14 protein-coding genes are annotated in these 13022 nt (G+C 67.2%); 8 read left to right on the top strand and 6 right to left on the bottom strand.

The annotated features are described in order from the left end of the window. The first annotated feature begins 17 nt into the window (after positions 1–17). Positions 18–1340, top strand: a complete 1323-nt coding sequence (locus ASE63_RS09145) for a DNA polymerase IV (RefSeq protein WP_244491352.1) — start codon at positions 18–20, stop codon at positions 1338–1340. Here ASE63_RS09145 and ASE63_RS09150 read toward each other — a convergent pair. Continuing rightward, complete coding sequence (locus tag ASE63_RS09150; RefSeq protein WP_162261739.1) at positions 1297–2136, bottom strand: cell envelope integrity EipB family protein; 840 nt, start codon at positions 2134–2136, stop codon at positions 1297–1299. The two genes, ASE63_RS09145 and ASE63_RS09150, sit on opposite strands and share 44 nt — an antisense overlap. A gap of 249 nt (positions 2137–2385) precedes the next feature. On the opposite strand from ASE63_RS09150, the gene ASE63_RS09155 reads away from it, so the two are divergent. From ASE63_RS09155 to ASE63_RS09175, 5 genes are all read left to right on the top strand, one after another. Continuing rightward, positions 2386–2859, top strand: coding sequence for a RidA family protein (locus tag ASE63_RS09155; RefSeq protein ID WP_056799910.1), 474 nt, complete (start codon positions 2386–2388; stop codon positions 2857–2859). A gap of 14 nt (positions 2860–2873) precedes the next feature. Next, complete coding sequence (locus ASE63_RS09160; RefSeq protein ID WP_056799913.1) at positions 2874–3641, top strand: glycerophosphodiester phosphodiesterase family protein; 768 nt, start codon at positions 2874–2876, stop codon at positions 3639–3641. Continuing rightward, complete coding sequence (locus ASE63_RS09165) at positions 3638–4879, top strand: GNAT family N-acetyltransferase (protein WP_056799916.1); 1242 nt, start codon at positions 3638–3640, stop codon at positions 4877–4879. Before ASE63_RS09160 ends, ASE63_RS09165 begins: the two co-directional genes overlap by 4 nt. Beyond that, positions 4876–5706 (top strand): hypothetical protein, encoded by an 831-nt coding sequence (locus ASE63_RS09170; protein ID WP_056799921.1) that lies wholly within the window; start codon positions 4876–4878, stop codon positions 5704–5706. Before ASE63_RS09165 ends, ASE63_RS09170 begins: the two co-directional genes overlap by 4 nt. A gap of 66 nt (positions 5707–5772) precedes the next feature. After that, positions 5773–6201 carry an HIT family protein gene (locus ASE63_RS09175; RefSeq protein ID WP_056799924.1) on the top strand — a complete coding sequence of 143 codons (429 nt, stop codon included), beginning with the start codon at positions 5773–5775 and terminating at the stop codon, positions 6199–6201. Positions 6202–6210: 9 nt separating this feature from the next. On the opposite strand, the gene ASE63_RS09180 is transcribed toward ASE63_RS09175, so the two are convergent. From ASE63_RS09180 to clpS, 5 genes are all read right to left on the bottom strand, one after another. After that, entirely contained in the window at positions 6211–6573 is a 363-nt protein-coding gene (locus ASE63_RS09180) for an AzlD domain-containing protein (protein ID WP_056799928.1), read from the bottom strand. Then, positions 6570–7292 carry an AzlC family ABC transporter permease gene (locus tag ASE63_RS09185; RefSeq protein WP_056799931.1) on the bottom strand — a complete coding sequence of 241 codons (723 nt, stop codon included), beginning with the start codon at positions 7290–7292 and terminating at the stop codon, positions 6570–6572. The genes ASE63_RS09180 and ASE63_RS09185 overlap by 4 nt, the downstream gene beginning before the upstream one ends. 150 nt (positions 7293–7442) lie before the next feature. Continuing rightward, positions 7443–7718 (bottom strand): hypothetical protein, encoded by a 276-nt coding sequence (locus tag ASE63_RS09190; RefSeq protein WP_056799934.1) that lies wholly within the window; start codon positions 7716–7718, stop codon positions 7443–7445. Between the two features lie 4 nt (positions 7719–7722). After that, positions 7723–10263, bottom strand: coding sequence for an ATP-dependent Clp protease ATP-binding subunit ClpA (gene clpA / locus ASE63_RS09195; RefSeq protein ID WP_056799936.1), 2541 nt, complete (start codon positions 10261–10263; stop codon positions 7723–7725). A gap of 46 nt (positions 10264–10309) precedes the next feature. Then, positions 10310–10651, bottom strand: coding sequence for an ATP-dependent Clp protease adapter ClpS (gene clpS / locus ASE63_RS09200; protein ID WP_056800115.1), 342 nt, complete (start codon positions 10649–10651; stop codon positions 10310–10312). Between the two features lie 280 nt (positions 10652–10931). On the opposite strand from clpS, the gene kdsA reads away from it, so the two are divergent. Further along, positions 10932–11804, top strand: a complete 873-nt coding sequence (kdsA, locus tag ASE63_RS09205; RefSeq protein ID WP_056799939.1) for a 3-deoxy-8-phosphooctulonate synthase — start codon at positions 10932–10934, stop codon at positions 11802–11804. Further along, a complete protein-coding gene (locus tag ASE63_RS09210; protein WP_056799945.1) occupies positions 11797–13011 on the top strand; it encodes an MFS transporter in 1215 nt (404 codons plus the stop codon). The genes kdsA and ASE63_RS09210 overlap by 8 nt, the downstream gene beginning before the upstream one ends. Positions 13012–13022 lie beyond the last annotated feature (11 nt).

Here is a 13022-nt window from a genome sequence, read left to right on the forward strand (position 1 = left end):
CGGCGGTGCGGCGGGTCCTGTGCCGCGACTGCCTGGAGGACCACGAAGGTAGCGCGGCGGAGCCACGCCGCTGCCCGGCCTGCGGCTCGCCGCGCCTGCTGCGCCACCCCGAGCGCGACAGCCTCAATCTGGCGCATATCGATTGCGACGCCTTCTATGCGGCGATCGAGAAGCGCGACGACCCGTCCCTGATGGACAAGCCCGTGATCATCGGTGGCGGCAAGCGCGGCGTGGTCTCGACCGCCTGCTACATCGCCAGGACCTATGGCGTCCGCTCGGCCATGCCGATGTTCAAGGCGCTCAAGGCCTGCCCGGAGGCGGTCGTCGTCAAGCCAGACATGGCGAAATACGTCGCGGTCGGGCGGCAGGTGCGCCGGCTCATGCAGGAATTGTCGCCGCTGGTCGAGCCGATCTCGATCGACGAGGCTTTCCTCGATCTCGCCGGCACGGAACTCCTGCACCATGCGAGCCCGGCCGTGACCCTGGCGCGCTTCACACGGCGGATCGAGAACGAGATCGGCATCACGGTCTCGGTCGGCCTGTCCTATGCCAAGTTCCTGGCGAAGGTCGCCTCCGACCTCGACAAACCGCGTGGATTCTCGATCATCGGCCGGGCCGAGGCCGTCGCCTTCCTCGCGACCAAACCGGTCGGCATCATCCCTGGCATCGGGCAGGCCAGCGCCTCCAAGCTCGCCGAGGCCGGGTTCCGGCTGATCGGCGACCTGCGCGAGGCGCCGGTCGAGAAGCTGTTCCGCCTCGCGGGGAAAGATGGGCCGCGCCTGAAGAATCTCGCCAACGGCATCGATCCGCGCCGGGTGATGCCGGATCGCGAGACCAAGAGCGTCTCCAGCGAAACCACGCTCGATGTCGACCTCTCCAGCTTCGAGGAGCTGGAACCGGTGCTCTGGCGGCTCTGCGAAAAGACGTCGAAACGGCTGAAACACCAGGAGCTTGCGGGCCGAACCATCACCTTGAAGCTGAAGACCGCGGATTTCCACTCGATCACCCGCGCCTCCCGCCTGCCGGAGCCGACGCAGCTCGCGGCGCGGCTCTTCTCGGCCGGGCGCGAATTGCTGCGGCGCGAGTGCACGGGAGCGCGCTACAGGCTGATCGGCATCGGGGCGAGCGATCTCGCCTTGCCGGGGGAGGCCGACCATGGCGACCTCGCCGATGTCGCGACGCCGCGGCTGAAGGCAATGGAAGGCGCGCTCGATGCCTTGCGGGCGCGCTTCGGCGATGCCGCGATCGGCAAGGGGCTGAGCCTGCGCCTGCCGCAACGGACAGGCAGCGGCAGTGCTACTTCGCGCACTCGGCCCGAGGCAGAAGATCCAGACGCGTGAGCGTGCCGCGCAGCGCGAAGCCGCCGTAATCGAGCCTGACCGCGCCGGTGACGCCGTTCTCATAGAGCTCGAAGGAGATCGAGTAGGACGGCGTGGTCTCGCCGGAGCCGACCTTGAAATAGGACATCGTCACCGGCCAGCGCGCCAGCTTCTCGAATTCGGGCTTCTGCAGAGGCGCTTCGGTGGGCTTCGTCTCGATGCGCTTGCCGATGACCGAGAGCGTCTCATAGACATCCTTGCCGCCGTTGGCGCCGTCATAGAGCCGGACGTTCAGCGTGTTCTGGCCGGCGCGGGCAGCCTGGATCACCGCCTTCATCTGGGCGTTCGGGAACAGGGCGCCGGCCGCCTCGCGATGGGTCTCGGCCTTCGGGGCGCTGAGCTTGACCTCATAGCCCTCGCCGGCCTTGCTGGCCGTGCCGTCGACCGTCTCGGTCGGCGCGCCGCTCGCCGTGCTCTCGGTCCGGAAGCGATAGCTTGCGCCATCGCCGGCCTCGAAGCTCGTCGTGCGCGCATCGATCACGCGCGGGCCGCCCTCGCCGGTCTGGAGCTGCGTGACCTGCCGGAAGGAGAGCGCATAGCCCTCGCAGGCATCGCCCGTGAAATCGAAGGCGATGCGGCCCTTCGCCGCTTCGACGTTCTTGGCGCCCTTGGCATCGTCGAGAACGAGATCATAGACGGCCCGGTGTGGCACCAGCACGACACGCTCGGCCGACGGGGACTGTGCTCCCGCGGGTCCGGTCGCCATCGCCGCCGCAACCGCTAGGATTCCCGCAAACCCCGGACCGTTCTTCTTCATGGCGCGCGCCGCTTTCGTTTGGTGGTGCATCGAATTTAGGTGCAATGCCGCAATGGCGCAAACAAGGCATTGCGGGCGCCAGATCGTCGCGGGCAGGCCGGCGTCGGGCAGCGCGAAATCCGCGCGCGCCACTGCCTGCCGGGCATGGCGAGCGCGCTTGCGGCTTCGCCGGGCATCGGCCATGAAAGGCAAAGCGCCGGTCGAGAGCTTGCTTTTCGACAGGCACGTCCCCGTGGAGAGTTTGTCCTCATGAACGCCGTCGACGCCCAGCTCGCCAAACTCGGCATCACCCTCCCCGCGCCGACCGCGCCGGTCGCCAACTACGTGCCCTATGTCATCAGCGGCAACCTGCTCGTGATCTCGGGCCAGCTCTGCTTCGGGCTCGACGGCAAGCTTTCCGACGATCACAAGGGCAAGCTCGGCGCGGAGATCTTCAACGAGGCCGGACTCGAGGCCGCGCGGCTCTGCGCCATCAACGTTCTCGCCCAGGCGAAGGCTGCGCTCGGCGGGGACCTCGGCCGCATCAAGCGTTGCGTGCGCCTCGGCGGCTTCATCAACTCCGCCCCTCATTTCGCCGCACTGCCGGCGATCATGAACGGCGCGTCCGACCTGATGGTCGAGGTGCTTGGCGACAAGGGCCGCCATGCCCGCTCGACCATCGGCGTCGCCCAGCTTCCGGCCGACGCGGCAGTCGAGGTCGAGGCCATGTTCGAGATCGTCTAATGCGAGACCGGTCCATGCACGAACACGCCCATTCCGGTCTCGGCTGGCTGACCGCCCGGCCGATCGCGCATCGTGGCCTGCACGATGCCGCGGCCGGCATCATCGAGAACAGCATCCCGGCCGCCGAGGCCGCCATCGCCGGGCGCTTCGGCATCGAATGCGACGTCCAGCTAAGCGCCGACGGCGAAGCCATGGTGTTCCATGATTTCGTGCTCGACCGGCTCACCGAGACATCCGGCAAGGTGGCGGCGCTGAAGGCGGACGCGCTCGGCGCGATCGCGCTCAAGGGCAGCGAGGCCCGGATCCCGACCTTGTCGGCCCTGCTCGACCTGATCGCCGGACGGGTTCCGCTCGTCATCGAGATCAAGAGCGGCTTCGACGGCAACCTCGCGCTGACGCGGCGCGCGGCCGAGATCGTCGCCGACCGGCCGGGGCAACCGATCGTGTTCAAGTCGTTCGATCCGGAGATCGTCGCCGCCCTGCGTGAGATCGCTCCGGCGACCCCGCGCGGCATCGTCGCGATGAACGATTATGCCGTCTATGCCGACTACGACCATCTCGGCCCGGCCAAGCATCGCGCGATGGCGAACCTGCTGCATTTCGACGAAACCAGGCCCGACTTCCTGTCCTGGAAGGTCACGGATCTCGAAAGCGCCGCGCCCTATCTCTGCCGCAACGCGCTCGGCCTGCCGCTGATGAGCTGGACGGTGCGGACTCCGGCAGACCGCGAGATGGCGGCGCGCCATGCCGACCAGATGGTCTTCGAGGGCTTCAAACCTTGAATCAGGACGGGCGCGGCGACCTCAGGGTCCGCGTCGCGACCTCGCTCAAGACCATCCCGGCCGGCGCCTGGAACGCCTGCGCCAATCCGGGCGCGTTCGGCGCATTGCTGGACGCGCCTGGCCCCGCTGCTGCCGCGGCGCAGCCGGGGCTGGACAGCGACAATCCCTTCGTCTCGCATGAATTCCTGCGCGTATTGGAGGAGAGCGGCTGCATCGGCGGACGCACCGGCTGGTCGCCGGCTTATCTCCTCGTCGAGGATGCGGCGGGAGCACTGCTCGCAGCGGCGCCGAGCTTCCTGAAGAGCCACAGCCAGGGCGAATACGTCTTCGACCACGGCTGGGCCGATGCCTATGAACGTGCCGGCGGGCGCTACTATCCCAAGCTGCAGGTCGCCGCCCCCTTCACTCCGGCGACCGGTCCGCGCCTGCTGGTCGCTGACGGGCCACGCGCGGACGAGGCGCGCGTGGGCCTGATCGCCGGGCTGGAGGCGCTGCGCGAGCAGACGCAGGCCTCCTCCGTGCATGTCACCTTCGCGCAGGAGCCCGACGTCGCAGCGCTGCGCGAGGCCGGCTATCTCGAACGGCACGACCTGCAGTTCCACTGGCTGAACGAGGGCTTCGGCAGCTATGGCGACTTCCTGGCGACGCTCGCATCGCGCAAGCGCAAGGCACTGAAGCGCGAACGCCGCGAGGCGCTGTCCGTCGGGATCACGGTGGAGGTGCTCTCGGGCAGTGACCTCACCGAGGATGTCTGGGACGATTTCCACGCCTTCTACCAGGATACCGGCGCGCGCAAATGGGGCCGGCCCTATCTCAACCGCGCCTTCTTCTCCGCCGTCGGGGCGGCAATGGGCGAGCGCATCGTGCTGGTGATGGCGCGGCGTGCCGGGCGCTACATCGCGGGCGCGATCAATTTCCGCGGCGCCAACACGCTATATGGTCGCAACTGGGGCTGCATCGAGGACCACCCCTTTCTCCATTTCGAGCTCTGCTACCATCAGGCGATCGACTACGCGATCGCGCATGGGCTCACGCGCGTCGAGGCCGGCGCCCAGGGCGAGCACAAGGTCGCGCGCGGCTACCGTCCGGTGGTGACGCGCTCGCTGCACGATCTCGCCGATTCGGGCCTGCGGCGGGCGGTGGCGAACTATCTGGGCGAAGAGCGGCAGCATATCGAGCAGGCGCGTGAAGCGCTCATGGCCGAAAGTCCGTTCAGGAAAGACGGGGGCGACGCGTGAGTGACGGAGCCGCACCCGCGGCAGCGAGCCATTCTGCCACGTTCTCCAGCGATGCGGAGCTCGGCTATCAGCGCAACCGCACGGCTTTTGCACCGGGTGCGCCGCTGCTGCTCGACGAGCCCTATCGCCTGGCGCATCTGCCGCTGGTGGCGCCGGACCATCCGAATGTGATCGCGCGTCAGGATGGCCGCTATTATGAGATGGGGCGGCATCCGACCGTGTTCTCGCTCGTTCTGCCGATCGACGCGGCGCTAGTGGCGGCATCGGCGGCCTTGGTAAGGCTCGACGACGAACTGCGGTGCGCGTCCTTTGCGCGAAAAATCGCCTGGGATCTCCTGCCGCGCCGGGCGGACCGGCTGCACGCCACGCTCTGCGGCACGCTCTCGACCGGCGAGGCGCCCGTCATCGACCGGGCGACCCGAGAGGCAATCGCCGCCATCGGCCCGTTCCAGGTCGAGCTCCGCGGGCTGTTCTCGGGCAACGTCAATCGTGGACGGCTCTATCTGCGGGCCTATCCCGAGACGCGCGATGGGCCGAACCCGCTGCAGGCCATCCAGCAGGCCGTCGGGCGTCCGCCGTCCGACCTCTACCTCGTTGGCCTCTATAACCTGACCGACGACCTTGACGCCGAGGAAACGGCGACGCTCGCCGAATTGATCGCGCGCTGGTGGGGCGAGCCGCTGCTCCGCTTCGAGGCGACGGCGCTCTGGCTCCTCGGCTGCCGGGACGATCTGGTGCTCGATGCCGAGCTGACGGAGGTGCTGCCGCTGCATGATGGCCCGGCAGGCCCGCTGCCCAGGCTTGCGTCCGTGATGCCCGAGCCTTGACGCGGCCACCCGCCCCGCGACAGGCTGGCGCCAGCTTTCAGCCCTCTCCTTTCCCGGACACCCCGCATGACCGCATACGACCCCTCCAACGTCTTCGCCAAGATCCTGCGCGGCGAGCTGCCCTCGCAAACCGTCTATGAGGACGCAGAGACGATCGCGATCATGGACATCATGCCGCGCGCCGAGGGGCATGTGCTGGTCGTTCCCAAGGCAGCCTGCCGCAACGTGCTCGATGCGCCGCCGGACGCCCTCAAGGCGGTCGCCCTGACGACGCAGACGCTGGCCCGCGCCGTCAAGGCCGCCTTCGGCGCCGATGGCGTGACCATCCAGCAGTTCAACGAGCCGGCCGGCGGGCAGGTCGTGTTCCACCTCCATGTGCATGTGATGCCGCGCTTCGACGGCGTGGCCCTGCGGCCGCATACGGGTGCGATGGAGAAACCAGACGTGCTGACGGCGAATGCCGACAGGATCAGGACCGCGCTGAAGGAACTCTGAGATCGCGGCTCAGGCCGACGCCGCCAGCCAGGCGCCGCCGATCAGCACCGCCTCGCCGGCGAGTACGGCGAAGAGAAGCCGGCGGCGATCGACCAGCATGACGGCCAGGGTCGCGGCGAGCGCCGCAACCCGGATGAACAAGGGCACGGCCGCCAACGCGCCCGGCGGCGCAACGATCAGCTTCGCGACAATCCCTGCAAGCAGCGCCGTCGCGACCGCCCTCACCCATTCGAGCGCCGGTGAATCGGGATCGATCCGCCGCGCGAAGGCGACGGCGAGCCAGCGCCAGATCTCGGTCGGCAGCACGGCGAAGACCAGCAAGGCCAGATAGGGCCAGAGCGGGCCGTCGAGCCAGGGAATGGGTTGCGTCATGGACCCCGCTTCCGCGGCCGGAAGAAGAAGGCGATCGTGCCGGCGACCAGCCCCGCCACGATCAGGTCGAAGCCACCGCCGATGAAGCGATCGCAGATCGGCGCCAGTGCCAGCCCGAGAACGATCGCGACGATGTCGCCCCGGTGCCGCAGCCCCGCCGAGAGCGAGGCCAGGAAGAAGATCGGCGTCAGGCAGAGCAACCCCGCCGCGAGCGGGATCGGCAGTTCGCCCAGCAGGTAATAGCCGAGGAAGGTTCCGATCGAGCTGACCAGCATGCAGGTATTGGCGAAGGCCAGGAAATAGACGACCCGCTGATGCGGCGGCATGCCCGGCAAACGGCGAAGACCCTCCGTCCAGGCGGTCACGGCGACGTAATGCGCCAGCAGAAGCTGCATGCGGACGCTTTGCCCCGGCCGCTGCAGCAGCGGCATGATCGCGACCGTCATCGGCAGGAAACGCAGCGAGGCGAAGCCTATGGCAAGCGCGATCGCGCTCCAGGCCGCGCCGGTCGCGATCGAGGCGAAGAAGATGACCTGCGACGGGCCGGCCCAGACCAGGATGGTCGAGAGCACGGCGACCTCGACGGGGTAGCCGACATCCCGGGCCAGCGAGCCTATGCCCACAAGCCCGAAGCCGACCACCCAGGCCGGCAGCGACAGCGCATCGCGCATGCCGGCCAGCGCCACGCGCCTGCGGCTCCAATCGGCTGAGACGGTCATGAGAGGATCGGCACGCTGCGGCCCGGCTCCGTGGCCCGGCGGCCAGATCGGCGGGCTAGCTTAGCCTACTAGCGCGCCCGGCCGCGTCGACGGAGCCCCAGCGATGGGGAGTCGGCTGTGCGCTGGCTGCAAAGCCCGATGGCCAGAAGCCTAAAGGGACTTGAGCGCAATCCCGATCAGCTCATTGCCGAAATCGACGAGTTCCTTGGGGATGCCGCCGACCGATTTCACACCGAGATAGATCAGGTAGACGAAAGCCGGCACCAGGATCCAGCCCAGCACCTCCTCGAACATCTTGCGCTTCCGGCGGCGCCGGTCGCGCTTTTCGAACCAGCTCAGCTTTTCCTTCTGCGGCCGTGCCGCGCGCTCCGGCGCCGGCTCGGCCGCATGAGCCAGGACGGGGTCTGTCTTGCGTTTGAAGAACACGCTCTCAAGCCTTGGTCAGCGGAACCTTCGGAACGGTGCGGACCGCCCGCTGCGCCTTCGGCGCATCGGGAGTCTTGCCGTCGTCATTGCCCTTACCACCCTTGGAGCCCTTGCCGCCACCGCGACGTGGCTTGGCCGAGACAGGCTTCGCAGCGGCCGACGCCTTCGCGCGCGGCTTGCGGGCGCGCTGCTCGGCTGCGGCCGCGACGTCCTTCTCCGGCTTGGGCTTGACCGGGCCGTCCGGGAATTCGAGGCCGAGCACCTTGATGCCGGTCTCCGACTGGACCACGACGACCTTGACCGCGCCGCCGTTCTTGAGGCGCCCGAACAGGACCTCGTCGGCCAGCGGCGTCTTGATCGTCTGCTGGATCAGCCGCGCCATCGGGCGGGCGCCCATCGCCTCGTCATAGCCGTTCTCGACCAGCCACTCGCGCGCCTCGTCGGAGAGCTCGATCGTGACGTTGCGGTCGGCCAGCTGCGCCTCGAGCTGCAGCACGAACTTGTCGACGACGCGGGCGACGACCGTCTTCGGCAGGTGGCCGAAGGAGATCACCGAGTCGAGGCGGTTGCGGAATTCCGGCGCGAACAGCTTGTTGATCGCCTCGGTATCGTCACCCTCGCGCTTGCTGCGGGTGAAGCCATAGGCGTTGCGGGCCATGTCGGCGGCTCCCGCATTGGTGGTCATGATCAGGATGACGTTCCTGAAATCGACCTGCTTGCCGTTGTTGTCGGTCAGCTTGCCGTGATCCATCACCTGCAGGAGGATGTTGAACAGGTCGGGATGAGCCTTCTCGATCTCGTCGAGCAGAAGCACGCAATGCGGGTGCTGGTCGATCTGATCGGTCAGCAGGCCTCCCTGATCGAATCCGACATAGCCCGGAGGCGCGCCGATCAGCCGCGAGACGGTATGGCGCTCCATATACTCCGACATGTCGAACCGAACGAGCTCGACGCCGAGCGAGGACGACAGCTGGCGCGCGACCTCGGTCTTGCCGACGCCGGTCGGCCCCGCGAAGAGATAGCAGCCGATCGGCTTCTCGCCATCCCGCAGACCGGCGCGGGCGAGCTTGATCGAGGAGGACAGCGCCTCGATCGCCTTTTCCTGCCCGTAGACGGTGCGCTTCAGAGTGGTCTCGAGATTGCGCAGGACTTCGGCATCGTTCTTCGAAACCGTCTTGGCCGGGATGCGCGCCATGGTGGCGATCGCAGCCTCGATCTCCTTCACGCCGATCGTCTTCTTGCGCTTGTTCTCGGTCACCAGCATCTGCGAGGCGCCGGTCTCGTCGATCACGTCGATCGCCTTGTCCGGCAGCTTGCGGTCATGGATGTAGCGGGCCGAGAGCTCCACCGCCGCCTTGATGGCGTCGTTGGTGTAGCGAAGCTTGTGGAACTCCTCGAAATAGGGCTTCAGCCCCTTCAGTATCTCGATCGTGTCCGGGATCGACGGCTCGTTGACGTCGATCTTCTGGAAGCGGCGGACCAGCGCCCGGTCCTTTTCGAAATACTGCCGATATTCCTTGTAGGTCGTCGAGCCGATGCAGCGCAGCCCGCCCGAGGCGAGCGCGGGCTTGAGCAGGTTCGAGGCATCCATGGCACCACCCGAAGTCGCACCGGCGCCGATCACCGTGTGGATCTCGTCGATGAACATGATCGCCTTGGGATGGGCCTCGATCTCCTTCATCACCTGCTTGAGGCGCTCTTCGAAATCGCCGCGATAGCGCGTGCCGGCAAGCAGCGTGCCCATGTCGAGCGAGAAGACAGTCGCGTCCTCAAGCACCTCCGGCACCTCGCCGCGGATGATCTTCAGGGCCAGCCCCTCGGCGATGGCCGTCTTGCCGACGCCGGGCTCGCCGACCAGCAGCGGGTTGTTCTTCTGGCGGCGGCAGAGGATCTGAATCGTGCGCTGCACCTCGGCCTCGCGGCCGATCAGCGGATCGATGCGCCCGTCCCTCGCCTTCCGATTCAGGTTGACGCAGTAAGCATCGAGCGCGCTTTCCTTTTTCTTCTTGTCCTTGTCGGCGTCATTGCCCTGGTCAGCGCGCGAGTCGCGCTGCTGCTCGGGCTCCTCCTCGGCGCCGCGGACGGGCCGCGGCTCGCTTGCGCCGGGGCGCTTGGCGATGCCGTGGCTGATGTAGTTGACCGCGTCGTAGCGCGTCATGTCCTGCTCCTGCAGGAAATAGGCGGCATGACTCTCGCGCTCGGCGAACATGGCAACGAGCACATTGGCGCCGGTCACTTCCTCGCGACCAGAGGACTGGACATGGATCACCGCCCGCTGGATCACGCGCTGGAAGCCGGCGGTCGGCTTCGAATCATCGCGCCCGTCCGTGATCAGATTGGCCAACTCCGCGTCGATATAGTCGACGAGGTTGCGCCTGAGCATGTCGAGATCGACGCTGCAGGCGCGCATGACCGCGGCTGCATCCTGGTCATCGACCAGCGCGAGCAGCAGGTGCTCCAGCGTGGCGTATTCGTGGTGGCGCTCATTGGCGAGGGCAAGAGCCCGGTGAAGCGCCTGTTCGAGACTGCGCGAGAAACTCGGCACGGATAGCGCTCCTATTCCGTTTCCAGATGGGTATGCTGACGCAAAACTACTTCTTCTCCATTACGCATTGGAGGGGATGCATGTGCTTGCGCGCAAGGTCCATGACGAGGGTGACCTTGGTCTCGGCCACCTCGTAGGTGAAGATTCCGCATTCGCCGACGCCGTTCTGATGGACATGCATCATGATCTGCGTGGCTTCGGCGCGATCCTTGTTGAAGAAGCGTTCGAGAACGTGAACGACGAACTCCATAGGGGTGTAGTCGTCGTTGAGAAGCAGGACGCGGTAGAGATTGGGCTTGCGAGTCCGGGTGCGGGTCAGCACCGCCGTTCCGGTGCCGTCGCGGCCGCCATCGGTCGGGGTCGCCGGCCGCTTCGGGCGGTCTGCCATCGCAGTCGGCCCGGCAGGAACGACCGCGGGCGGCGCCACGGTGTCGCTCGACCCCATGATGTCCCTTGCCTGCATCGTCGTCGCTGCCGTTGTTCTCAAGATCGATCCCTGGCGTTTCCCACCCGACATAATGCTTCGCCCATGAATTTACAGACCTCGCTCTCGCTTCGCCAGTGCGTTCGACGCAATGTCGCAACTCATCGGTCTAAAGGGCGCTTGCGCTTGACCCACCGGGCCTGCCGGACATAAGCCCGGCGCCTCACCCGCATGGAGACGCCCCATGACTGCCAATACCATCGTCTCCATCGGCACCGGCCTGCCCTCGCCGGTGCGCTTCGGCAATGCGCTGCCGCTCTCTGTCATCGCCGGCCCCTGCCAGATGGAGAGCCGCGACCACGCGCTGGAGATGGCCTTTGCCCTGAAGGAAATCTCGGAATCGCTCGGCATCGGCCTCGTCTTCAAGACCTCGTTCGACAAGGCCAACCGCACCAGCGTGAAGGCCCAGCGTGGCATGGGGCTTGCGGCCGCCCTGCCCGTCTTCGCCGAGATCCGCGAGGCGACCGGGCTGCCGGTGCTGACCGACGTGCATGAAGCGGCTCAATGCGCGGCAATCGCCGAGGTCGTCGACGTGCTGCAGATTCCAGCCTTCCTCTGCCGCCAGACCGATCTCCTGGTGGCGGCGGCGAAGACGGGACGCGTCGTCAATGTGAAGAAGGGCCAGTTCCTCGCGCCCTGGGACATGGTCAACGTCGCCGCCAAGATCACCGAGAGCGGTAATCCGAACGTCATGCTCACCGAAAGAGGCGCCTCCTTCGGGTACAACACGCTGATCTCGGACATGCGTGCGTTGCCGATCATGGCGCAGAGCACCGGCGCGCCGGTGATCTTCGACGCCACCCATTCGGTGCAGCAGCCCGGCGGCAAGGGCTCGTCCAGCGGAGGGCAGCGCGAATTCGTTCCCGTTCTGGCGCGTGCCGCGGTCGCGGTCGGAGTCGCCGGCGTGTTCATCGAGACGCATGAGGACCCGGACAGCGCGCCGAGCGACGGGCCGAACATGGTGCCGCTGCGCGCCTTCCCTGCGCTGATCGCAGAGCTGCAAGGCTTTGATCGACTTGCCAAAGCCAAGGCCCAGCCTACGCTGGCTTATGTCTGAGACAACGCCTCCGCCGCCGGTCCCTGCGCCGGCGGCAACCCCTCTTCCTGCACTGATTTTCGTCCTCGGCGCCTGCGGCTTCGCATCGACCTTCACGATGCGGATCATCGATCCCCTGATCCCGACGCTTGCCGGCGAATTCGGGCGCAGCATCCCGCAAATCGTGACGATGGTGACGGCGTTCTCGCTGTCCTATGCGCTGGGCCAGCCCTTCCTCGGGCCGCTGGCCGACGCCATGGGCAAGATCCGCACGATCCTGACCTGCCTGATTGCGCTGGCCGCGCTTTCGACCGTCGCGGCCCTGTCGGGCTCCTTCGAGACGATGACGGTGCTGCGGGCGGTCACCGGCATCGCGTCGGGCGGCATCATCCCGATCGCGATGGCCGCGATCGGCGACCGGGCGCCGATGCAGGAACGCCAGATCGCGCTCGGGCGCTTTACCGTCCTGATGATCATCGGGCAGATGTCGGGTTCGGCCTGCTCCGGCATCATCGCGACCCATGCCGGCTGGCGGGCCGCGTTCCTCTCAGCCGCGGTCATCGCGGTGCTGGCCGCGGTGCTGGTCGGCGTGGTGCTGAAGCCGCGCCGGAACGTCGTCAGGCAAAAACTCAGCCTTGCCGGCGCGCTCGGCAACTACCGGACGGTCTTCGCAAATCCGCGCACCAAGCTGCTTTACGGGCTCGTAATCGTCGAGGGCATCCTGCTGTTCGGTATTCCGGCCTATGTTGCGGCGATCCTCTACCAGCGCTCGGGCGTCGGACCGGCGGAAGCCGGCCTCGTCATCGCCGGCATGGGCTTCGGCTGCCTGCTCTACGGGCTGTTCACGCGCATCCTCGTGGAACGCCTCGGACCCACCCGGATGACGCGCACGGGCGGCGTGATCTGCGCGCTGGGCCTCGCGCTCTTCGCCTTCGACTGGCCGTGGTGGAGCGCGATCCCGATCTTCGCGGCGCAGGGCTTCGGCTTCTTCCTGCTCCACGGCACCTTCCAGGCGCAGGCGACGGAGCTGGCGCCTGGCGCACGCGGTTCGGCCATGGCGCTGTTCGCCTGCTGCTTCTTCCTCGGCCAGGCGACCGGCCCGCTCGCAATGGGCTTCGCGATGCATCTCATCGGGGCAAGCGCGGCGATCCTGATGTTCGCCGCCGCCATCGTGGTCTTCGGCTATGTCACGCCGCGGATCATGCCGATCCCGGGCAGCCGAACCTGAGCAACCGCCGG

Source organism: Allobosea sp. Root381 (assembly GCF_001429395.1).
Taxonomy (GTDB): Bacteria; Pseudomonadota; Alphaproteobacteria; order Rhizobiales; family Beijerinckiaceae; genus Allobosea.